General features: G+C 68.8%; 15 protein-coding genes. 4 read left to right on the top strand and 11 right to left on the bottom strand.

Going from position 1 to position 21,871, the window contains the following annotated elements; all coding sequences use genetic code 11:
• Nucleotides 1–298 precede the first annotated feature (298 nt).
• The 4 genes from DX912_RS08575 to DX912_RS08560 all read right to left on the bottom strand — a co-directional run bounded on the left by DX912_RS08575 (nucleotide 299) and on the right by DX912_RS08560 (nucleotide 4,391).
• Nucleotides 299–946, bottom strand: coding sequence for a 2OG-Fe dioxygenase family protein (locus DX912_RS08575; RefSeq protein WP_115842098.1), 648 nt, complete (start codon nucleotides 944–946; stop codon nucleotides 299–301).
• Between the two features lie 109 nt (nucleotides 947–1,055).
• Entirely contained in the window at nucleotides 1,056–1,454 is a 399-nt protein-coding gene (locus DX912_RS08570) for an MAPEG family protein (protein ID WP_115842062.1), read from the bottom strand.
• A 92-nt stretch (nucleotides 1,455–1,546) separates the two neighbouring features.
• Nucleotides 1,547–3,304 carry a M28 family metallopeptidase gene (locus tag DX912_RS08565; RefSeq protein ID WP_115842061.1) on the bottom strand — a complete coding sequence of 586 codons (1,758 nt, stop codon included), beginning with the start codon at nucleotides 3,302–3,304 and terminating at the stop codon, nucleotides 1,547–1,549.
• Nucleotides 3,305–3,728: 424 nt separating this feature from the next.
• Entirely contained in the window at nucleotides 3,729–4,391 is a 663-nt protein-coding gene (locus tag DX912_RS08560; protein WP_115842060.1) for a DUF4097 family beta strand repeat-containing protein, read from the bottom strand.
• Nucleotides 4,392–4,556: 165 nt separating this feature from the next.
• Between DX912_RS08560 and gpmI the strand changes: the two genes are divergently transcribed.
• The 3 genes from gpmI (at nucleotide 4,557) to DX912_RS08545 (ending at nucleotide 8,792) form a co-directional block, all read left to right on the top strand.
• Complete coding sequence (gpmI, locus tag DX912_RS08555) at nucleotides 4,557–6,080, top strand: 2,3-bisphosphoglycerate-independent phosphoglycerate mutase (RefSeq protein ID WP_147298602.1); 1,524 nt, start codon at nucleotides 4,557–4,559, stop codon at nucleotides 6,078–6,080.
• A gap of 4 nt (nucleotides 6,081–6,084) precedes the next feature.
• Nucleotides 6,085–7,323 (top strand): murein hydrolase activator EnvC family protein, encoded by a 1,239-nt coding sequence (locus DX912_RS08550; protein ID WP_115842058.1) that lies wholly within the window; start codon nucleotides 6,085–6,087, stop codon nucleotides 7,321–7,323.
• Between the two features lie 134 nt (nucleotides 7,324–7,457).
• Nucleotides 7,458–8,792, top strand: coding sequence for a S41 family peptidase (locus tag DX912_RS08545; RefSeq protein WP_115842057.1), 1,335 nt, complete (start codon nucleotides 7,458–7,460; stop codon nucleotides 8,790–8,792).
• 13 nt (nucleotides 8,793–8,805) lie between these two features.
• On the opposite strand, the gene DX912_RS08540 is transcribed toward DX912_RS08545, so the two are convergent.
• The 3 genes from DX912_RS08540 to DX912_RS08530 all read right to left on the bottom strand — a co-directional run bounded on the left by DX912_RS08540 (nucleotide 8,806) and on the right by DX912_RS08530 (nucleotide 10,441).
• Nucleotides 8,806–9,336 (bottom strand): hypothetical protein, encoded by a 531-nt coding sequence (locus DX912_RS08540; RefSeq protein WP_115842056.1) that lies wholly within the window; start codon nucleotides 9,334–9,336, stop codon nucleotides 8,806–8,808.
• A gap of 8 nt (nucleotides 9,337–9,344) precedes the next feature.
• Nucleotides 9,345–9,665 carry a DUF1820 family protein gene (locus tag DX912_RS08535; RefSeq protein ID WP_115842055.1) on the bottom strand — a complete coding sequence of 107 codons (321 nt, stop codon included), beginning with the start codon at nucleotides 9,663–9,665 and terminating at the stop codon, nucleotides 9,345–9,347.
• A gap of 83 nt (nucleotides 9,666–9,748) precedes the next feature.
• Complete coding sequence (locus DX912_RS08530) at nucleotides 9,749–10,441, bottom strand: rhomboid family intramembrane serine protease (RefSeq protein ID WP_115842054.1); 693 nt, start codon at nucleotides 10,439–10,441, stop codon at nucleotides 9,749–9,751.
• A gap of 246 nt (nucleotides 10,442–10,687) precedes the next feature.
• On the opposite strand from DX912_RS08530, the gene DX912_RS08525 reads away from it, so the two are divergent.
• Nucleotides 10,688–12,040 carry an OmpP1/FadL family transporter gene (locus DX912_RS08525; RefSeq protein WP_115842053.1) on the top strand — a complete coding sequence of 451 codons (1,353 nt, stop codon included), beginning with the start codon at nucleotides 10,688–10,690 and terminating at the stop codon, nucleotides 12,038–12,040.
• Between the two features lie 57 nt (nucleotides 12,041–12,097).
• On the opposite strand, the gene DX912_RS08520 is transcribed toward DX912_RS08525, so the two are convergent.
• The 4 genes from DX912_RS08520 to putA form a co-directional block, all read right to left on the bottom strand.
• Entirely contained in the window at nucleotides 12,098–12,820 is a 723-nt protein-coding gene (locus DX912_RS08520; RefSeq protein ID WP_115842052.1) for a winged helix-turn-helix domain-containing protein, read from the bottom strand.
• Nucleotides 12,821–12,998: 178 nt separating this feature from the next.
• Complete coding sequence (locus DX912_RS08515; protein ID WP_115842051.1) at nucleotides 12,999–14,771, bottom strand: S8 family peptidase; 1,773 nt, start codon at nucleotides 14,769–14,771, stop codon at nucleotides 12,999–13,001.
• A gap of 69 nt (nucleotides 14,772–14,840) precedes the next feature.
• Nucleotides 14,841–18,143, bottom strand: a complete 3,303-nt coding sequence (locus DX912_RS08510) for a YadA-like family protein (protein WP_115842050.1) — start codon at nucleotides 18,141–18,143, stop codon at nucleotides 14,841–14,843.
• 287 nt (nucleotides 18,144–18,430) lie between these two features.
• Entirely contained in the window at nucleotides 18,431–21,652 is a 3,222-nt protein-coding gene (gene putA / locus DX912_RS08505) for a bifunctional proline dehydrogenase/L-glutamate gamma-semialdehyde dehydrogenase PutA (protein ID WP_115842049.1), read from the bottom strand.
• Between the last annotated feature and the right edge of the window lie 219 nt (nucleotides 21,653–21,871).

Raw genomic sequence — 21,871 nt, 5'->3', positions numbered from 1 at the left:
ATGCAAGAGTAGGTCATCGCCAGGGGCTTTACCCCAGAAGGCCGGTCCATCAGGACCGGCCTTCTTCTTTTGCGCGATAAGAATACAAACACGCCCATCACCCGCCCTCGCAAGGCAGGCAAGCCTTCTTTGGAACGGGGCAACCGTCACCGGGCGATGTCAGTAACCGCCAGGCGCCAGTGCAAATCGGATTAGTCCACGATCACGCGCACAAGCGTCGCTTCGACACACGCAGCTTCGCCGTCAGCAAAGAAGCTTGTTCGACCCAGCGCGTCGGATTCCGCAGGCCCGTTTCTGACTAAACGCGCCGCCGAAACGTCACCACCAGCACATCCCGATGCGAAGCCTGCGCCGGATCTTCCGGTTCCACGGGCGTTACGCCGTGGAAAACACGCGAGTCGTCGACGAGTGCTGCATCGAGCGCGTGGGTGAGCGTGAAGCTCCCCAGTAGCGAGCCGTCGGCGGCGTGGATCGTGGTGGTTCCGCTGGCGATGTTCATTCGATCGATCAGCAGCACGAGTACGTAATCGACGCCATCGCGATGGACGCCCTCCGGCGTCGGCTGCCCCGGTTCGCCTGCCCGTGCTTCGATCCGGAACTGGTGCAGTTCGATGTGCCAGTTCACGACTTCGGGTGCGAGCCCACCGAAGAACGAACGGCAGAACTGCAGAATGCTGCGAAGGCTCGCGCTGTCGGCGATCTCCGGCGGTACCGGCGCGAACCAGCGCTCAATGCCGCCTTGCAGCGTGTTGTAGTCGCGGCTCTGGTAGTGCGGTTGATGCGGCTCGCGCGCGATCGTTTCACCGGTCGCCGAAAAGACTGCGTGCCGTCGACGACGATGCAATCCGACATTGGCGAGATACGCATCCGGCTCCAGCGAGTCCCAACTGCCCGCAAAGTCGCTCCAGTCCGACAGCGGGCCGAAGGTTTCCAGCAGGCCGCGCATCGTGTCGCCTTCGACGAAACGGAAGCCGCCGTTGCGAAGTTCGTCCTGCAATACGGCCGATGGCGGCAGCGTGTGAGGCGTCGCGTTCAACCCGGCATTCCCGAAGAGATCAGGGCGCGACGTGCAGCGCTGCCTGCACGAGCAGCCAGACCACGCACGCCAGGCCCAGCGCCCAAATCAGCGAACGCAGGTAATGCCGGCCCGCGATGTAAACCAGGCCGTGCAGGATGCGCAGCGTGACGAACGCCAGCGACAGCGCCGCGATCTGCGAGTGCGCGACGCCGGCCAGCTGCGCCAGCACCACGCCCGCCGCGAACGGCGCGAACGCCTCGTAACTGTTGAGCTGCGCCGCGTACGCGCGTTGCGCGCGCGGGCTCTGCTGCTTTTCCTGCCAGCGTCGCGGATCGCGATTGTCGTAGCGCTCGCCGCTCGCCTTCGAAATGGCAACCCACAAGTACGGCAGCAACGCGGCGATCAGGACACAGACGTACGCGGTGGTGAGCGTCATGGCAGTTCCATGCGGCCAGGAGAGCCGCCAGCGTAGCCGAAAACGACAACGGCGCCGCATGGGCGCCGTTGCCGGTCGAACCGATCGAAGCGTTACTTCGCCGACTTCATGAGCTTGTCGTGCGCGCCGCGGAAGGCGTTGCCTTCGTACCAGTTCGGCCACTGCTCGTCGCCGGCCAGTGTGCGGCCGACGCCGTACAGTGCCTCAAGGTCCTGCACCACGCCGTCCATCTTCCACGACGGATCGAACTGGTCGCCCGGCTTGTGGTAGCGGTTGTCGCGATAGTCGGATTCGGCCTTGCGGCCCGCATCGACGCCACCTTCGAGCAGGTCGCTGCCGCCCTTGGCGTACAGCGCCGGCACGCCGGCCTTGGCGAAGTTGAAGTGATCGGAGCGGAAGTAGAAGCCGTCTTCCGGCGTCGCCTCGGCGTGCAGCACGCGCTGCTGGCTTTCGGCCTGCGTCTTGAGCAGGTCTTCCAGCTCCGAGCTGCCGAAGCCGACGACCGTCATGTCCTTCGCCTTGCCGATCACCGGCATCGCATCGAGGTTGATCACGGCGACGGTCTTGTTGAGCGGAATCGTCGGATGCGCGACGTAATACTTCGAGCCCAGCAGGCCCGATTCCTCCAGCGTCACGGCGAGGAACAGCAGCGAGCGATCCGGCGGCGGCGTCTGCTTGCTGAAGGCCTCGGCGATCTCGAGGATGCCCGCCACGCCGCTCGCGTTGTCGATGGCGCCGTTGTAGATCGTGTCGGCATGCGGCTCGCCGCCGCTGGCACCGCCGTGCTCGTCGGCTTCATGGGCGTGGTTGCCCAGGTGGTCCCAATGCGCCATGTAGACGATCGCCTCGTCAGGACGCTTGGCGCCCGGCAGCAGCGCGACGACGTTGCGCGACGACTTCTCGCTGGTCTTGCTCTTCAGGTCGACCGACAGCTTGCCGTCCAGCGGAATCGCCTTGAAGCCCGGCTTGTTCGCGGCCTTGTAGAGCTCGTCGAGGTTCTGGCCCAGGTCGGCCAGCAGCGAGCGCGCGGCATCGCCGGTGATCCAGCCCTGCACCGGCAGGCGCGGTTCCGGATCGTCCTTCGCCGGCAGGTCGAACTGCGCGCCCGACCACGAGTTCTTGACCACATCCCAGCCGTAGGATGCGCCCTCGGTGTCGTGGATGATGATCGCCGCCGCGGCGCCCTGGCGGGCGGCCTCCTCGAACTTGTACGTCCAGCGGCCGTAGTACGTCATCCGCTTGCCTTCGAAGAGCTTCGGATCCTGGCTGTGGAAGCCCGGATCGTTGACGAACATGACGACCGTCTTGCCCTTCACGTCGACGCCGGCGTAGTCGTTCCAGTTCTGCTCGGGCGCGTTGACGCCGTAGCCGACGAACACGAGCTGGCTGCCGTCGACCTTCACTTCCTCGCGGCCGGTGCGCGTGCCCACGACCATGTCGTCGCCGAACTTCAGCGTGCGCGGCTTGCCCTTGGCGTCGATGGTCAGCGTGGTCGACTCGTCCGCCGTGGTTTCCACCATCGGCACGGTCTGGAAGTAGCTGTCGCCGTTGCCGGGCTTCAGGCCCATGCGCTTGAACTGCGCTTCCAGGTACTGGACGGTCTTCTCTTCGCCGGCGCTGCCGGGCGCGCGACCCTCGAACTCGTCCGACGCCAGCACCTTCACGTGCTGGGCGAAATCGGCGGCGTTGATCGCGTCGTTGAAGGAATGGTTGTCGGCCGTCGCCGGCGCTGCCGCGGGCGTCTGCGGGGTGGCGGTGCTGGGCGCGTCGGCGGGCTTGGAGCAGGCCGTAAGCGCGATCGCGCCGACGATGCCGGCCACTGCCGTGCTGAGCAGGGAAACTCGGGACATGGGACCTCCGGAATGGACCAGGCCCCACGGCAGCCCGCGCCGCGCGGGGCCGCCGTGAAGGCGAACCCCATTCTAGGCATGCCGGCCGCGTCGTCACCGTGCATGGTCCGGCAGTTTGCCGGGACCGTCCCGCCGCGGGCCGCGGATCCAGTCCCGGAGCGCGGATCGCCAGTCTTTTCTGCTGGCGCGCCAGTCATTCCGCCTCGATCGTCAGCAATTTCGGCTGGCGCTCCAGTCTTTGCGGCTGGAACGCGAGGCTCAGGAACTGGCGCGCGAGTGAAAAAGACCCGAACGCCCGTGTCCGAGACTGGCGCGCCAGCCCGGAACACTCGCGCGCCACGCAAAAAAACTGGCGCGCCAGGCTCGAAGCCTGACGCGCCAGTCCTTGGAACTCGACGAGGGTTTTCTACGAGGTCTGCGCTGCTTACTGCCCCGGCGGGGTCGCACCGTCGAACCGGACCGCGGTCGCGCCACTGATCTGGCCGACCTTCGCCGTGCTGTGCACGTACAGCTCGACCTTGCGCTCGAAGTTCAGCGGGCCTTCGACGACCGCGTTCGGCCCGATGATGACCTTCGGGTCGCGCTTGTTGAACGAGAACCACGAGCCGCTCGGCTTGGTGTAGTGGATGCCGCCCTTCACGTGCGAATTCACGCCGACGGTGACGTCGCCGTTCACCGTGGTGATGCCACCGGACAGGTCGGTGTCGACCAGGCCGATCGCGCCGTTCACCGTTTCGATGTCGCCGCGCACGTCGCCACCCCGGTCCACGAAGATGCCGCCGTTGACGGTTTCCAGCTTGCTGGACAGCTTGCCGTTGCCCGCCACGCGGATGGAGCCGTTGACCGTTTCCAGTCCTTCGGCCTCGACGTTCTCGGCGACGGTGATGCTGCCGTTGACGGTTTCGGCCTTGCCGGTGCGCGCGCCGGCGCCGATCTTGATGGAGCCGTTGACGGTCTCCAGGTCGCCGACGGTCTGGCCGGCTTCGACGGTGATGCTGCCGTTGACTTTATCGATGTCCTGGGCGGCGAACGCCGGCGCGGACAGCGCCAGGGCGAGCGGCAGGACGCAGAGGGAGCGGATTCGCATCGTTTCGGTTTCCGTGTTGGGACGGGCTTCAATGCATCGGATGCGCTGAAGGCGGAATCGGTTTACACCGCTTCGCTACAATCGCAGCCATCGCCGGCGCGGACCCGTGCCCGAAGTCACCATTGGCCCCTCACTCTGGAATCCCCCGACGTGCCAGCCTCCCCGATGCGCCCCAAACCCGTGGTCCTGCTGATCCTCGACGGCTGGGGGCATCGCGACGACCCAACCGACAACGCGCTGGCCCAGGCCCGGCTTCCGAACTGGGACGCGCTGGTCGCCTCGGCGCCGCACACGCTGATCCACACCGAAGGCCGCCACGTCGGCCTGCCGGACGGGCAGATGGGCAATTCCGAGGTCGGCCACATGAACCTCGGCGCCGGCCGCATCGTCTACCAGGACCTCACGCGCATCGACGCCGCCATCGAGGACGGCACGTTCTTCGGCAACGACGAACTGGGCGCCGCGTGCGCCGCCGCGCAGTCCCACGGCGGCACGCTGCACGTCATGGGGCTGCTGTCGCCCGGCGGCGTGCACAGCCACGAGAACCACATCTTCGCGATGCTCGAACTCGCGCGCGAGGCGGGCGTGTCGAAGGTCGCCGTGCATGCGTTCCTCGACGGCCGCGACATGCCGCCCAAGTCCGCCGAACCGAGCCTGGCCAAGCTGCAGGACGTCTGCCGCAAGCTCGGCAACGCGCGCGTGGCCAGCGTCAGCGGTCGCTACTACGCGATGGACCGTGACCAGCGCTGGGATCGCCTGCGCCGCGCATGGGATGCGATCGTCGAAGCGAAGAGCGAGCACGTCACCACCGGCCCCATCGAAGCGCTGCTGCAGGCGTACGAGCGCGGCGAGACCGACGAGTTCGTCGCGCCGACGGTGATCGAAGGCTCGCTGCCGATGGCCGATGGCGATGCCGTGGTGTTCATGAACTTCCGCGCCGACCGCGCGCGGCAGATCACCGCCGCGTTCGTCTCGCCGACGTTCGCCGGATTCGACGCGCGCAGGCCGAAGCTGTCGCGTTTCGTGTGCCTGACCGAATACGACGCGAAGCTGCCGGCGCCGGTCGCCTTCGGCCCCGACGATCTTCGCCACACGCTCGGTGAAGTGCTCGCCGACAACGGCCTGAAGCAGCTGCGCATCGCCGAAACCGAGAAGTACGCGCACGTGACGTTCTTCTTCAGCGGCGGCCGCGAAGACCCTTACGCCGGGGAAACGCGCATCCTCGTGCCGAGCCCGAAGGTCGCGACCTACGACCTGCAGCCGGAAATGAGCTGCCCCGAACTCACCGAGAAGCTCACCGCCGCGATCCGCTCCGGCGAGATGGACGTCGCCATCTGCAACATCGCCAACCCCGACATGGTCGGCCACACGGGCAATATCGCCGCGGCGGTGAAGGCCGCCGAAGCGGTGGACGTCGCGATCGGCGCCATCGCGCAGGCCGTGCGCGACACCGGCGGCGCGCTGCTGGTCACGGCCGACCACGGCAACCTCGAAATGATGCGCGACCCGTCGACGGGCCAGCCGCATACCGCGCACACCGTGGGTCCCGTGCCGTTCGTGTACCTCGGCCCGCGTGCGGCGACGCTGCGCTCCGGCGGCGCGCTGCGCGACGTGGCGCCGACCATCCTCGACCTGCTCGGTTTGCCGAAGCCTGCGGAGATGAGCGGAACGAGCCTGCTCGCAGGCTGACCGCATGCGGCGCGCCGTCGTTGCGGTGAAGTGCGCGATGCTCATCGTCGCCAGCCTGGTGCTGGCGACGCCCGCGTTCGCGCAGAACAGTCGCGAGGCCGAACGCAAGCTGGAGAAGATCCAGCGCGAGCTCAAGTCGGTCGCCGCCGAACGCCGCAAGATCGAAGGCCAGCGCGGCAGCGCGTCGCGCCAGTTGCGCGAGGCCGACGAGAAAGTCGGCGAATCGAATCGCCGTTTGCGCGAGATCGAAACGCGCATGGCGAAGGAGCAGGCGTCGCTCGCCGCGCTGCAGGAACAACGCACGCAACTGCAGCAGCGCATGGCGGCGCAGCGGCAGGAACTCGCGCAGCTGCTCCGCGCCGCGTACCTGCAGGGACAGGACGCGCCGCTGAAGCTGCTGCTCGCGCAGGATCGCGTGGCCGACGGCAATCGCATGCTGGCCTACTACGGTTACCTGCAGCGCGATCGCACGCGCCGCATCGCCGAACTCGACGCGCAGCTGCGCGAACTCGATGAGGTGGAGCAGGCGATCGTGCAGCGTCGCAGTGAACTGGATCGCACGCGCGAACAGCAGCGTTCGCAGCTTGGCAAGCTGCAGAGCGCCCGCAAGGAACGCGCGAGCCTGGTCGCGCAGCTCGACAAGCGTTACGAGGATCGCAGCACGCGCGAGCGCGAACTCGGGCGCGACGCGGCCGGCCTGGAGCAGTTGCTGAAGAAGCTGCGCGCCGCCGCCGCGAAGGCCGAAGCGCAACGCCGCGCCGCCGCCGAACGCGCCGCGCGCGAAGCACGCGAAGCCGCCTCGGCCGGCAAGGACGCGCCGCCGCGCCGCAAGCCCGCCGTCGTCGCCAGCGCCCCGGCGCCGCAGGTCGGTGGCCTGGGCTGGCCGGTGTCCGGTGCGTTGCTCGCCGGCTTCGGCGCGACCATGCCAGACGGCCGCGACAGCGACGGCCTGCTGATCGCCGCCGCCGCCGGCACGCCGGTCAAGGCGGTCGCCGACGGGACGGTCGTCTACGCCGAATGGATGACCGGCTACGGCCTGCTGCTGATCGTCGACCACGGCAACGGCTACATGAGCCTGTATGCGCACAACGACGCGCTGCTGAAGGACGTCGGCGACGCGGTGAAGCGTGGCGACTCCGTCGCCACCGTGGGTACCTCCGGCGGCCATGGCCGCGCGGCGCTGTACTTCGAGCTGCGTCGAAACGGGGCTCCGGTCAATCCCGGAGCGTGGCTGCGGCGTTGACGCTGAACGGTCGATCCGGTTGCGGGAACGATTAACGAAAGCCTTCCATTGCGCTCCCCCGCCGTGCCCATAATCACGGCACGCCGGGCGGAAGGCCGCCCGCTTCGCCTCACGCACCACCCCGGAGTTGCCGAATGTCCCTGCGTCGCCTCGCCCCGTTCGCCCTGGCCGCTTTCGTCGCCCTGCCGGCCGCCGCGCAGGAGGCCGACGCGCCGCCCGCCGGCGCGCCGATCGAGTCGCCCGACGGGGAAACGGCCGAGGCCAAGGTGCCGCTGGACGAAATCCGCCGCTACGTCTCGGTGTACAACGCGGTCAAGCAGGCCTACGTCGAACCGGTGGCGGACCAGAAGCTGATGCATTCGGCCATCCGTGGCCTGCTGTTCGACCTGGACCCGCACAGCGTCTACCTCGACAAGGAAGACGCCGAGAGCTTCGACGAACAATCGCGCGGCGCCTACGACGGCGTCGGCGTGGAGCTGATGCGCCAGCCCGACGGCTCGCTGCGCGTGATCGCGCCGATCGACGACACACCGGCCGCGCGCGCAGGCGTCAAGGCGGGCGACGTCATCACCGCCATCGACGGCAAACCCTTCAAGCCCGACGAAGGCGACCAGTCCGGCCCGCTGCGCGGCGCGCCGGGCAGCAAGGTCACGCTGACGATCGTGCGCGAAGGCAAGGACAAGCCTTTCGATGTCACGCTGACGCGCGAAACCATCCGCGTGGCGAGCGTGAAGAGCCGCATGCTCGAGCCGGGTTACGGCTACGTGCGCATCAGCGCATTCCAGGCCGACACCGCGGCCGATTTCGAAAGCCAGCTCGAGAAGCTCAAGGCGCAGGGCGGCGGCAAGCTGCGCGGCCTGGTCATCGACCTGCGCAGCAATCCGGGCGGCTTGTTGACCTCGGCGGTGCAGATCGCGGACGACCTGCTCAACGAAGGCAAGATCGTTTCCACGCGCGGCCGCATCGCGATCAGCGACGCCGAGTTCGGCGCGACGCCGGGCGATCGCCTCGACGGCGCGCCGGTCGTGGTGCTGGTCGACGCCGGTTCGGCGAGCGCGGCGGAAGTCCTCGCCGGTGCGCTGCGCGACAACAACCGCGCGCGCATCGTCGGCAGCCGCACCTTCGGCAAGGGCTCGGTGCAGACCGTGCTGCCGCTGGACAACGGCGATTCGGTGAAGCTCACCACCGCGCGCTATTACACGCCCAGCGGCAAGTCGATCCAGGCGCTGGGCATTTCGCCCGACGTCGTGCTGCAGCCGGGCAAGGACGCCGACAAGAGCATCCGCAACTTCAGCGAAGCCAGCCTGCCGGGCCACCTGCGCGGCGACGGCGAGAAGGACGGCGAGGAAGGCCAGCCCGGCCAGAACGCCGGCGACGTGCTCGACGGCGATGCGCCGATCGCGGCGGCGCTGGTGGAACTCAAGAAGCCGGTGGCGAGCGCGGCTACGCCCGCGGCGAAGAAGAACTGAGGCGCGCGCCGCGTCAGCGCGGCGCTTCGCCAATCAACCCGCACGCCAGCCGGATCGGTGCACGCGAGGCGACCGCCAGCGTGTCCTGGAACATCGTGCAATCGAGCAGATTGTCGGGCGACGAACGCCGGCCCGAATAGACGTTGAGGTTGACCTGCGGCGCGTCGGGCGCGTCGGTCCACGCGAGCTGTTTCGCATCGAGCGAGACCGCCGGGAAATGCGCGACGGGCGTGCCGTCCAGTCGTGCGCCTTCGAGTTCGACCTGCGTGCGATGCAGCGTCAGCCAAGGGTTTTCGCTGCCCGGCACGTGCTCCGCCTGCGCTTGGGCGCTCGGGTCACCGAAGTAATCGGCGCTGACGATCAGCGATTCGTGCTGCGATACGAGGCGTTCACGCGCGGCGGGCGTCAGCGTGATCTCGACATTGAAGGCGTTCGATGTCGCAGCGGGTGTCGCCTCCTTCGGTGACGGCTCCGGCACGCGTTCGCACGCCGCGATCCCTGCGATTGACGCGGCGACCATCCACGCGCGCACGATCGTCCGCATCGCTCGCCTCAGCGCGGCTTGCCGGGAAGCGGGAACGGCGTGACGACCTTCTCGCCCGTGGCCGCGTCGCGGATCGCCGACTGGCCTTTGCGCTCGACTTCCTCGATGCGCACGATGCTATGCATCGGCAGGTGCAGCGCGCGCGTGTTGCCGAACTCGTCGCGCAGGCGTTCTTCGGTGGGATCGATCACCACGCCGTCGTGCACGTCGAACACCAGTTCGCTCACTTCGGTGAAACCCCACAGCGCGCCCGAGGCGACGTTGCGTGCATAGACCTCGTACACCTTGCCGGCGTTGAGGAAGGTCACCTTGTAGAGCGGCTTGGACATGTCGGATTTCGCGATGGCGGAGCGGGTTGCACGCTGACGATGGGGTCGCGCGCCGCGTCAATCAAGCCGCGTCCGGTCCTGCGTCAGAGCCCGCGCCGGCGCCGCATGCGCCGCGCGATGCCGGCGCGGGCGATCAGCGCGAAGACGCCACCGAAGGCAAAGCCGGCCAGGTGCGCCGACCAGGCGACCGCGCCGAACGCAGGCCCGATGAAGGTGAAGACGAGTTGCAGCAGCGCCCACACGCCGATCAGCAGCGGCGCGGGCACCTTCACGAACTGCAGGAACAATCCCAGCGGCACCACGACGCCGAGCTTCGCGGCAGGGAACAGCGCCAGATACGCGCCGATCAGCGCCGACACCGCGCCGCTCGCGCCGATGATCAGCCGGTCCGGCGTGCCGATGGCGATCACCGCGGCGAGGTTCGCGACCGCTCCGCCGAGCAGGAACAGCACCAGCAGCCGCCACGGGCCCATCGCGCGTTCCGCCGGCAGCCCGAAGATCAGCAGGAACACCAGGTTGCCGAGCAGGTGAGCCCAGTCGGCATGAAGGAACAGCGCCGTGACCAGCCGCCACAGGCTGCCGGTGCGGATCGACTGCCACCAGGCCTCCGGCGAGGCCAGGCCGCCCGAAAGCGCACCCCATTCCATCAGCAGCCGGCGCTGCTCCGCGCCGGGCATCAGCTCGACGGTGATGAAGCTCAGCCACAGCAGGCTGAAGAGGACGGGCGTGGCCCAGCGCAGCGGGATGCGCTCCCGGCCGGGGATCGTCACGAACACCGGAACGGGCCTCCCCCATTCAGCATCCGAAAAGCATCCGGACGCGCGAAAAAGCCTGTTTTACAAGTGCGGACGGGCATGCCGCTATTGTTAGCCTCGGGTTAAAAGCCGGGTTATAGTGCATACGGCGTCGTACGTCGGGAGGGGTTTCCGGCGATTTGTGGCGACCGACCGGACCGGCCGGGTCGCCATGTCGATGGCGCGGCCTGAAGAAGACGAAAAAATACTCCATTGGAGACTACACGCATGCAACACGCTTCTCGTTTCATCCAGCTGTCGGCGCTCGCCTTCGGCATCGCCGGCGCGCTGGCCGTCGGCCAGGCACAGGCTTCGGGTTTCCAGCTGAAGGAAAACAGCGTCAAGTCCATGGGCGCGGCGTTCGCTGGTGCCGGCGTCAACGAGACCGATTCCTCGGTCGTCGCCAACAACCCGGCCACGATGGCGCGTTTCAGCGGCACCACGATGCAGGTCGACGTCACCGCGATCGACCTCAGCTACGAATTCAAGGGCACCGGCACCGACGCGCTCGGCCGTCCGATGACCGGCGGTAACGGCGGCGATGCCGGCGACATCGCGGCCGTGCCGGCCCTGTCGGTCATCCACAAGCTCGACAACGGCCTGGCGTTCGGCGCCATGGTCAGCGCGCCGTTCGGCCTGAAGACCGAGTACGACAACGATTGGGTCGGCCGCTACTACGCCCACACCTCCGACGTCGAGATCGTCGACCTGACCCTGGCCGCCGCGCTGGACATCGTGCCGGACCGCTTTTCGGTCGGCGCCGGCATCATCTACTCGCGCGCCGACGTGACGCTGTCGAAGTCGGTCGACTTCGGCTCGCTGCTGTTCTCCAACCCGGCCACCCGTCCGCTGCCGTTCGCGCGTCCGCAGGCCGCTGACGGCTTCGCCGAGATCCAGGGCGACGACACCGGCTTCGGTTGGACCGTGGGCGCCAACCTCAAGCCGACCGACAAGCTGGCCATCGGCGTGAGCTACCGCTCCGAGATCGACTACGAACTGGAAGGCACCGCCGACTGGACCGTGCCGGGCAACGTCGCCGCGGTGTTCGCCGCCAGCCCGACCACGCGTCCGCTGTTCCAGGACGGCGCCGCGCTGGCCAAGCTGACCACGCCGTCGGTGCTGAACGTCGACCTGCGTTACGACTTCACCGACAGCTTCTCGATGATGGCCTCGTACGCCGAGACCGGTTGGGAATCGCTGCGCGAAGTGCGCATCGAGTTCGCGAACCCGGATCCGGATTCGGTCGAGCCGTTCAACTGGAAGGACACGACGTTCGCCTCGCTCGGCGCCGAGTACAAGCTCAACGAATCGTGGACGTTGCGCGGCGGTGTCGCGTACGACGAAACCCCGACGCACATCGAAACCCGCACGCCGCGCCTGCCGGACGCGAACCGCATGTGGTACTCGCTGGGCGCCAGCTGGGCCGCCACGCAGGCGCTGGAAGTGAACTTCGGCTACACCCGCATCGAGCCGAACTCGCCGAAGATCGACCTGCATTCGGAAACCTCGCTCCAGACCCTGGTCGGTCCGTTCGACGGCGCGGCCAACCTGTACGGCGTCTCGGCGCAGTACAAGTTCTGATCCAACGCGTCATGCTGCATCAAAGGCCCCGCTACGGCGGGGCTTTTCTTTTGTGCTTCATTCGAAGCGGTTCGTGCGCGCCGCAGCGGGCGCGATTCTGGCGGGTGAGGCGAGGCACCCGATCGGCTCGGAGCGCGACCGCGCTATCGAGCAGGAGGCCGGCTTGCACTCCTGCGATGCGGTGCGCACGTATGCGCCTTCATCGCAACGCGGTGCGTCCCGCGCGACGGCGGAGCCCTGCACACCCGCGCGGCTTTGCAGCGGGTTCGTGTCGCGTTGCGCGGACGCACCCTGTGGTGGCCGTGGTGCGGCGCGCGCGAACAGCCATCCCGAAAACGCCGCCGCACCCGCCAGCATCAGTGCGCCCGACCATCCGAGCCATCTGCGTCGCCGCTGGCGGATGGACGCCGGCGCCGGCGTCGCATGCACCTGCGCGGACGCGGGCGATGCGCTCGCCGAACCCAATTCCAGTACCGGCGCGATCCACTGGTAACCGAAGCGCGGCACGGTCCGGATCGCGCGCTGCAATGCTCCCGAATCGCCCAGCGCCTTGCGGGCGCGCAGCATCGTTTGCGCGACGACCATGTCGGTGACTTCGACGCGCCCCCACACGGCCGCGATCAGTTCGTCGCGACCCACCGCGCGGTCGCGATGCATGACGAGGTAGGCGAGGCAATCGAACGATTTCGGCGGCAGCGGCACGCGCTCGCCATCGCGGAGCAGGTCGCGCGACGGCGGATCGATCTCGAATTCCTGGAAGCGATACCTCGTGCGTCGCATGCGCCGGTGTCCTGTACATGCACCGATGCGCGATGCCTCGGGCCCGTTCCCGATGCTATGCGAGGCTTTCGTCCGCAAGGCGAGTTGAACGCCGCCTGCACGACGCAAATCGCAAAGAAAAAGTCTCGCCCAACGGCGACGGGCGCGATGCAGGCCGCATCGCGCCCATTCCGTTCCATCAATACGTTCTTGCCCGCACGAGCACGCCCGCCGCGTCGGCCGTGGCCACGACCTTGATGTAGTAGCGCCCCTTCGCGGGCGACGGCACGTTGAGGACCTGGTTCGTGCCCGGCCGTACCGACGCGCCGATGTTCGACGCCGGCATCGGTTCGGATTCGTAGTTGAGGTACGCCGCGAGCGTGCCGCGGCCGCTGTAACTGGTAAACTCCAGGCGGCTCCGGCCTTCGGGAACGTCGATCGCGTAGATCACGCCTTGACCCGCGGCCAGCGGCGGCATCGACTCGACGACGTTGTCGGTCAGCGGCACCGACTGGATCGGCTGGCCGAATCGCTTGGCACGATCCACTGCGGCCGCCGCGTCGACGATGCCCGCGCCGATCGCGCGATCCGGCTTCGTCGGGAACGGACGCGCCGACGACACCAGCACGCCTTCGACCTGCGCCGGTGTCAGCGGCCTCGCGGCCACGCTCTGCATCAGCGCGACGATGCCCGAGACGTGCGGCGTTGCCATCGACGTACCGGTCATGCCGACGTAGTGGTCGCCTTCGGGCACGGTCGCGCCGGTGTTGTGTGTCGACCAGATGTAGCCGTTCGGCGAGCCTTCGACGCCCGCGCCGCCCGGCGCGGCAACGTCGACGCCGCTGCCGTAGTTCGAGTAACCCGCGCGCTGTCCGCTGTAACCGGTGGCCCCGACCGCCACCACGCGAGCGCAACTCGCGGGCGAGTGACCGACGACATCGGCGTTGTCGTTGCCCGCCGCAACCACGACCGTGGCGCCAAGCGATATCGCCTTGTCGATCGCCGCCTGCGTGTCGGCTTCGCACGCGTGCGAGCCGCCCAGGCTCATGTTGATGACCTCCGCCGGATTCGGGTTGTCCGGCACGCCGTCGATATGGCCGCCGGCCGCCCACACGATCGCGTCGTTGATGTCGGAGGTGTAGCCACCGCAGCGGCCGAGCACGCGCACCGGCACGACCTTGGCGTCATACGCGACGCCCGCGCCGCCAATGCCGTTGTTGGTGACCTCGGCGATCGTTCCCGACACATGCGTGCCGTGCCAGCTGCTGCTGCTCGCGGTCGAGCCTGCGCCGCACTGGTCAGCGACGGTGAAATCGCCCAGGTCCCATCCGCCCGGCACGCGATCGTCGGTAGCGCGCCCCGAGACTTCGTGGTCGGTGATGAAGTCGTAGCCCGGCAGCAGGTTCTGTTCGAGGTCGACGTGATGCGTCGCGCCGGTGTCGAGCACCGCGACCACGACGCTCGCGCCGGTCGCGCCGGCATTCCACGCGCTGGTGACGCGCGCGCCGCCAGTGCCCGTGCCGTAGTGCCACATCTGGTGCGTGGCGAGCATCGGATCGTTCGGCATCGCGGTCGGGCGCATCAGGCGATCGACGCTCACCGATTCGACGTTCGGATCGCTGGCGATGGCGCGCATCAGCGCTTCGGCCTGCGTGCGGTCCAGGCGTTGCGAAGCGCGTACGACGCGGCGGCCGGTCAGGGTGGTACGCAGCGAATCGATGCGCAACGCAGCGGCCCCGCGCAGGCCTGCGATGCGTACGCCCATCTGCGCACGCGCACGCTCGGCGGCGGCGTTCATCGCGCGCTGGCTCGCGGCCGGCTGCGTGCGTTCGGCGCTGCCATCGCGGTACTTCACGATGAAGCGGGGAGAGACGGTGGCGTCGTCGATCGACGCCAAATCGACCGTGCCAGCGAATGCGGGAGCGCAGGCGGCGGCGATCAGGAGGCTCAACAAGGTGCGGCGGAACGTCATGCGCTATTCCTCGAATGGACGTGCGAAAGGACGGCGCCCGGGCGGGCGCCGTTGCGATACGGGGCGGATTTACAGGTCGATACCGAAGCCGACGCCGGCGGCGTTGTCGTCGCTGCTGAAGGCGCCGCCGATGGAGAACGAAGCGCGGTCGCCGATGGCCTTCGCGTAGCCGATCGACAGCGCGCTTTCGCCGTTCTGCCAGCCGGCGCCGACGCCGATGCGGCCGCGTGGGCTGCGCGAATTCGCCGCGTTGATCGACATGTTCATCATCGCCGCGCTCATCGCGCCCTGGCGGTCGATGCGTTCGTCCTGTTTGCCGAGGCGATAGCCGATGTCGTCGCGCAGCTGCGTGAACTCGTCGCTCATCGCCTGGTAGCGACTGTCGGTGTACGCGTTGGCGCGCGAGAGCGTCTGCGCGTCGCCGGCCTGCATCTGCTGCACGTTGGTGGCGTCGTGCGCGTTGACGCCGTCGGCGACCTGCGTGACGCGACGCTGCGTCTGCGCGTTGCCGACCGACACGGTGTCGGCCTCGTTAGCGACCGCGCCGTGGCCCAATGCGACGGCATTGTCGGCCGTGGCTGAAGCGCCCTGTCCGATGGCCGTGCCCGATTCGGCGCTGACGCTCGCGTCGGCGCCGACGGCCACCGCATTCGCCGCGCGCAGGGCCACCGTGGCGTTGCTGCCCACCGCGGTGCTGCCGTCGGCCAGCACCGATGCACCGGTGCCGATGGCGGTGTCGTTGGCGCTCATCGCGACGCTGCTTTCGCCCACCGGCAAGCCTGCGCCGGCGCCGACGGGCACGTCGCTGTGGGCACCGCCGAGGTGGTTTTCGACGACCGCGAGGCGATCGCCGAGGCCGGCGATTCCCGCGTCGATCGCATCGAACGCCTGCGCAACCGTGTGGTACTGCGCGCCGAACAGGTGGAACGTCGGCGCGGTCATCAGCCCGTTGGCGTCGAACGCCGCACCGCCGCCGAAGCCGGCGAGCACGGAGCTGAGCTGCTCGACATTGACGGCGTCGGTTCCGACGATGCCCGCGTGCAGGTTGGCGATCGTCGTACCGGTCGTGCCGCCGAGCGTGACCTTGTCGCGTGTGGCCGGGTCGTCGTACTTCACCGCCGCGTCGTCGAGCGTACCGAGCGTGTCGTCGAACTGCGCGATCGCCGTGTTGAGCTGCGCGACGTTGACCGCATCGGTCTCTTCCGTGCCGGCGGCGACGTTGGCGATCTGGCGCTCGTGGCCGGCCGAGCCGACGGACACGGTGCCGGCGCGATCGGCCACGGCGCCCGCGCCGATCGCGACGCTGTCGTCGGCCAGCGCCAACGCCCCGCTGCCGAGCGCGGTGGCGCCCGCGGAATCGGCGACGGCATAGCTGCCGACCGCGGTGCTTTCGATGCCGCCGGCGAACGCGTTGAAGCCCAGCGCGCTGCTTGCGGTGTCGGTCGCGAAGGCGTTCGCGCCGACGGCCACGGCGTTGCCGGCCCCGGCATAGGCATAGGCGCCCGTCGCGGTGGCGTAGTCGCCGAACGCCTGCGCGCCGTTGCCGATGGCGGCGGCGTTGGTGCCATCGGCCTGTGTCGAGCTGCCCACGGCCAGCGTGCCGATGCCGGCCGCGGACGCATCGTGACCGAAGGCGACCGCGTCGTCGGACATCGCCTCGGCGTTGCTGCCGAAAGCCATCGCATTGGAAATGTCTTCGCCGCCGCTGTTGCCGACGTGCGCGCCCATGCCGACCGCCGTACTGCTCGTGCCACTGCCGCCCCAGACTTCCGCGCCTGCACCGATAGCGATGTCGTTGCGCCAGGTGCTCAGCGCGCCGTTGCCCAGCGCAAGGCTGTCGACGCCCCACGCGACGCTGTCGACGCCGATCGCCACGGTGCCGGCATCGCGCGCCAGGCTGCGCAGGCCCAACGCGACGCTGGCGTGGCCTTCGCCGTGCGACAGGAAGCCCACCGCCACCGCGCCGTTGATGTTGGTCGGATCCAGGCTGCGATAACCGCCAATCGCGCTGCCCGGCGCGGGTGGATGATCGCTATCGCGGTCGTTCGTCAGCGCGGCTGGGCCGATCGCCGTGTCGTAGTTTGCGGTCGTGTATGAAGCCGACCCCAGCGCCTGCGAACCCAGTCCCGAGGCGACGGCGCGTCCGTAGGAACTCGTGCCCGCCGTCGGCTGCGGGGCGGCGCCGAAGGCCGTGTTCCAGTCGAGGTATCCGCCGAGCGCGGTCGAGCCGGACGCGATGGCATACGCCGATGTGCCGACGGCCGTGGACGTCTTGCCGTACGCGATGGCGCTGGCGCCGATGGCGGTGCCGTAGTTGTAGACGGCCGCCGCGCCGGAGCCGATGACGGTGTTGTACTGGTCCCGCACCGGCGCCTCGTAGGTGCGGTAGCCGGTGCCGGGCTCGAGGACGTAACGGCCGTCGTCGTCCGTGATGGGCATGATCGTGTCGCCCATCGTCTGCGCGCCGTTGCCGATCACGACGTTGCTGGTGCCCTGCGACGCGGCGCCGGTACCGATCACGGTCGAGTTGGTCGCCGGACCCGGATCGAACACCACGCCGCGGCCGCCCCAGCCGATGACCAGGCTGGCGACCTTCGCCTCCGCGCGTGCGTTCGCGCCCATCACGATGGTGCCGTTGCCGTTCGCGCGTGCGCCGTTGCCGATGGCGATGGCGTTCTGCACCGGGGCCGCAAGCGACGTCTGTACGCGCGTGGTGATGCCGTTGGTGGTCGAAGTCGTGCTGCCGGCGATCACCATTTCCGTGGTCGCGCCGGTGCCGAGGGCGATGTTGTTCGCGCCGTTCGTGCGGGCCTGGTTGCCGATGGCGAGGCTGCCGGTCTGGTTGCCGCTGGCCGGTGTCGGTGCGGTGGTGGTGGAGGTGGTCGGCGAACCTTGTGTGGTGGTCGTCGTGGTCGTGGTGCGCTGCGCCTGGGTCTGCGACTGGTTGCCGATGGCGATGCTGTTGTCGGGTTTGGCGACGGCCCGAACGCCGATGGCGACGGCGCCGTTTCCAAGGGCCTGCGACGCCGCGCCGATGGCCGTCGCGTTGTCGCCCTTCGCCCACGTGATCTCGTCCGGATCGACCTGGCCGTCGCCGTCGAGGTCGATCCACGAGCCGATTGCAATGGCGTTCGTGCCCGAGGCGGTGGTTTCGTCGCCCAGGGCGACCGAACGGGAGCCGGACGCCTTGGCGTCGGGACCGCAGGCGAAGGCGTCTGCGCCTGTTGCGGTGCTGTCGATGCGCAGCGGGTTGTTCGCGTCGTCGTACAGCTGGCAGTTGCCGCCGGCGAAAGCGGGCGTGGCGAGCGCGGACAGGAGCGCGAAGGTCAGGAGGCGGCGTTGCGGTCGGGCGTACGTCGGCATCGGGGGCATGGCGGTACTCGCTGGTGGGAAGGACACCCGGACGACTCGTCCGGGCGAACCCCAACCGTTGCTTCCGCCCCCGTGCTCGGCTTGAAAGCGCCATCACACGCGGCCTCGCCGGATCACAGACGGTTCAAAAGGCCGCGACAGGCCCATCAAATCCTGTAGGAATGCCGGAAGCGCCACACGGAACTTTCCGAACCGCGGGGGGCAATCCCACAAACAAAAACGGCCCCGGCGTGTGCCGGAGCCGTTTCGCATTTCGATGCGGGCGGCCAGAGGCGCGCCCGCGAGGCTCAATCGCCCAGCGTCAGCAGCGAGGCGTTGCCGCCCGCGGCGGTCGTGTTGACGGTGATCGTCTTCTCGGTCGCGAAGCGCGGCAGGTAGTGCGGGCCACCGGCCTTCGGGCCGGTGCCCGACAGGTTCTGGCCGCCGAAGGGCTGCACGCCGACGACCGCGCCGATCTGGTTGCGGTTGACGTAGCAGTTACCGACCTTGATGCGCGAGGCGATCTTCTCGATGGTCTCGTCGATGCGCGAATGGATGCCCAGCGTCAGGCCGTAGCCGGTCGCGTTGATCTGGTCGATCACCGCGTCGAGCTGGTCGGCCTTCCAGCGGATCACGTGCAGCACCGGCCCGAAGATCTCCTTGTGCAGCTGGTCCAGCGACTTGAGCGTGTACGCGCGCGGGGCGAAGAAGCTGCCGTTCGCGGCGTCGGCGTCGAGCGCGACCTCGGCGACCTTGGTCGCTTCGCGGTCCATGCGCTCGGCGTGGTCGCGCAGCATCTTCAGCGCGTCCTCGTCGATCACCGGGCCGACGTCGGTGGACAGCAGGCCCGGGTCGCCGACCTTCAGCTCGGCCATCGCGCCGGCGAGCATCGTGGTGACCTTGTCGGCGATGTCGTCCTGCACGAACAGCACGCGCGCGGCCGAGCAGCGCTGGCCGGCGGAGGTGAACGCCGAGGCGATCGCGTCCTTCACCACCTGTTCCGGCAGCGACGACGAGTCGGCGATCAGCGCGTTCTGGCCGCCGGTTTCGGCGATGAGCACGCCGATGGCGGCGTCGCGCGCGGCGAGCGCGCGGTTGATCGCGCGCGCGGTGTCCGTCGAACCGGTGAACGCGACGCCGGCGATGCGCGGATCCTTCGTCAGCGCGGCGCCGACGGTGGCGCCGTCGCCCGGCAGGAACTGCACCACCGCTTCCGGCACGCCGGCTTCGTGCAGCAGCTTCACCGCGTAGTAGCCGATCAGGTTGGTCTGCTCGGCGGGCTTGGCGAGCACGCTGTTGCCGGCGGCGAGCGCGGCGGCGACCTGGCCCAGGAAAATTGCCAGCGGGAAGTTCCACGGGCTGATGCAGACGAACACGCCGCGGCCGGACAGCTGCAGCGTGTTGGATTCGCCGGTCGGGCCCGGCAGCGGCTCGATCGCGAACTGCTTGCGCGCCTGCGCGGCGTAGTAGCGCAGGAAGTCGACGGCTTCGCGCACTTCGGCCACGCCATCGGGGATCGACTTGCCGGCCTCGCGCGTGCACAGCGCGATGTACTGCGGCATGCGCTGTTCGAGCAGGTCGGCAGCGTGTTCCAGGATCGCGGCGCGGCTGGCGGCCGGCGTCATGTTCCACGCATCGTGCGCGGCGACGGCGTTCTGCACGGCCTTCTCGACCGTGGCGCTGTCGGCGGCCTTCCACTGCCCGACGACCTGGCGGCGGTCGGCCGGGTTGGTCACGGCGATGTCGGGGCCGGCGGCGTTCGCGCCCGGCACGAGCGGCGTGGCGCGCCACTCGCTGCGAGCGGCGGCGTTGACCTGCTCGGCGAGCGTGCGCAGCTGGTCGTCGTTGGCGAGGTTGATGCCCATGGAATTGGTCCTGTCGATGCCGAAGCTGCGGTACAGATCGAGCGGCTGCGGGATGCGCGGATGCGCGATGGATTCGAATGCGGAGACGGTGGCGACCGGATCCTGCACGAGGTCATCGATGGCGATGTCCTCGTCGGTGATGCGGTTGACGAAGCTGGAGTTGGCGCCGTTCTCGAGGAGGCGGCGCACCAGGTACGGCAGCAGGTCCTCGTGCGAACCGACCGGCGCGTACACGCGGCACGGCACGTCCAGGCGATCGGCCGGGATCACCTCGGCGTACAGGTCGTCGCCCATGCCGTGCAGCTTCTGGAATTCGAAGTGCTTCGCGCGCCCCATCGACTTCGCGCGCTGGTGGATCGTCGCGATCGTCTGCGCGTTGTGCGTGGCGAACATCGGATAGATGGCATCCGACGCTTCGAGCATGCGGCGCGCGTTGGCGAGGTAGCTCACGTCGGTGTTCGGCTTGCGCGTGAACACCGGGTAGCCGGCCTGGCCTTCGACCTGCGCGCGCTTGACCTCGCTGTCCCAGTAGGCGCCCTTCACCAGGCGCACCGGGATGCGGCGGCCGGTACGACGCGCGAGGTCGGCGATGAAGTCGATCGCCTCCGGCGCGCGCTTCTGGTACGCCTGGATCGCCAGGCCGTAGCCTTCCCAGCCGTCGAGCGAGGTGTCGGAATACGCGGCGGCGATGACGTCGAGCGACAGCTCCAGGCGGTCGGCTTCCTCCGCATCGACCGTGAAACCGATGCCGTAGGACCTGGCCATCTGCGCAAGCTCAAGCACGCGCGGCACCAGTTCCGACATCACGCGCGCGCGCTTGGCGTGCTCGTAGCGCGGATGCAGCGCCGAGAGCTTCACCGAGATCGACGGCGCGGCGAAGACGTCCTTGCCATTGAAGTCGCCGCTCTTGCCGATCGCGTGGATCGCATCGCGATAGGCCTGCAGGTAACGCAGCGCGTCCTTCGTGGTGAGCGCGCCTTCGCCGAGCATGTCGAAGGAGTAGCGGTAGGCGGCGTTGCCGTTCTTCTGCGATCGGGCGAGCGCCTCGCCGATCGTGCGACCCATGACGAACTGGTGGCCCATGATCTTCATCGCCTGGCGCACGGCCAGGCGGATCACCGGCTCGCCGACGCGGCCGAGCAGGCGCTTGAAGGCGCCGTGCACGTCGCGCTTGGTCTCGTCGGCCAAGTCGACCAGATGGCCGGTCAGCATCAGGCCCCAGGTCGAGGCGTTGACCAGCACCGAGTCCGACTGGCCCATGTGCTTCTTCCAGTCCGCATCGCCGAGCTTGTCGCGGATCAGCTTGTCGGCGGTCTCCTGGTCCGGGATGCGCAGCAGCGCCTCGGCCACGCACATCAGCAGCACGCCTTCCTCGCTGCCCAGGTCGTACTGGCGCATGAAGGCCTCGATCGCGCCCTGGTCCTTGGCGCGCGCGCGGACGCGGCGGACCAGGTCCGCGGCGGTCGCCTGGGCGGCGATGCGGTCGGCTTCGGGCAGGCGGGCGCGGTCGAGCAGGGCGCGCACGTGGCTGGCTTCGTCGCGAACCCAGCCGGCGGTGATCGCGGCGCGGGGCGCGGCGGGCGGGGGCGGGAGTTCGGGGCTGATCAGCGCGTGCGGCGCCGGCGGGCCGTCGCTGGCGACGGCGTTGGCGGAATGGATGGTCATCGGGGCCAGGGACAGCCTTGGGAAGCCCGATAGTCTAGAGCGTTCCGGTCGCCGGAGGCGTTGCGCGCCCGGGCTGCTAGGTTGCGGATGCAAGGGGGAAGATTCGTTACCGCATCGGGCGGGATTGCGAAATTTGCCTACTATTCCGCAAGCTTTGACGGCTGCGGTTGTTGGTGGCGTTCACGGTCGGTAAACTAAGCGGTTCCGCGGGGCGGTTTT

The organism is Lysobacter soli (genome assembly GCF_003382285.1).
In the GTDB taxonomy this organism is placed as follows: Bacteria; Pseudomonadota; Gammaproteobacteria; order Xanthomonadales; family Xanthomonadaceae; genus Lysobacter_J; species Lysobacter_J soli.
This window is presented reverse-complemented; position numbering and strand designations above follow the sequence as displayed.

Excerpts from the sequence above, each read along its gene's own strand:
- DX912_RS08575 (WP_115842098.1), bottom strand. The coding sequence starts at position 946 with ATGCGCGGCCTGCTGGAAACCTTCGGCCCGCTGTCGGACTGGAGCGAC.
- DX912_RS08570 (WP_115842062.1), bottom strand. The coding sequence starts at position 1,454 with ATGACGCTCACCACCGCGTACGTCTGTGTCCTGATCGCCGCGTTGCTG.
- DX912_RS08565 (WP_115842061.1), bottom strand. The coding sequence starts at position 3,304 with ATGTCCCGAGTTTCCCTGCTCAGCACGGCAGTGGCCGGCATCGTCGGC.
- DX912_RS08560 (WP_115842060.1), bottom strand. The coding sequence starts at position 4,391 with ATGCGAATCCGCTCCCTCTGCGTCCTGCCGCTCGCCCTGGCGCTGTCC.
- gpmI (WP_147298602.1), top strand. The coding sequence starts at position 4,557 with ATGCGCCCCAAACCCGTGGTCCTGCTGATCCTCGACGGCTGGGGGCAT.
- DX912_RS08550 (WP_115842058.1), top strand. The coding sequence starts at position 6,085 with ATGCGGCGCGCCGTCGTTGCGGTGAAGTGCGCGATGCTCATCGTCGCC.
- DX912_RS08545 (WP_115842057.1), top strand. The coding sequence starts at position 7,458 with ATGTCCCTGCGTCGCCTCGCCCCGTTCGCCCTGGCCGCTTTCGTCGCC.
- DX912_RS08540 (WP_115842056.1), bottom strand. The coding sequence starts at position 9,336 with ATGCGGACGATCGTGCGCGCGTGGATGGTCGCCGCGTCAATCGCAGGG.
- DX912_RS08535 (WP_115842055.1), bottom strand. The coding sequence starts at position 9,665 with ATGTCCAAGCCGCTCTACAAGGTGACCTTCCTCAACGCCGGCAAGGTG.
- DX912_RS08525 (WP_115842053.1), top strand. The coding sequence starts at position 10,688 with ATGCAACACGCTTCTCGTTTCATCCAGCTGTCGGCGCTCGCCTTCGGC.
- DX912_RS08520 (WP_115842052.1), bottom strand. The coding sequence starts at position 12,820 with ATGCGACGCACGAGGTATCGCTTCCAGGAATTCGAGATCGATCCGCCG.
- DX912_RS08515 (WP_115842051.1), bottom strand. The coding sequence starts at position 14,771 with ATGACGTTCCGCCGCACCTTGTTGAGCCTCCTGATCGCCGCCGCCTGC.
- DX912_RS08510 (WP_115842050.1), bottom strand. The coding sequence starts at position 18,143 with ATGCCCCCGATGCCGACGTACGCCCGACCGCAACGCCGCCTCCTGACC.
- putA (WP_115842049.1), bottom strand. The coding sequence starts at position 21,652 with ATGACCATCCATTCCGCCAACGCCGTCGCCAGCGACGGCCCGCCGGCG.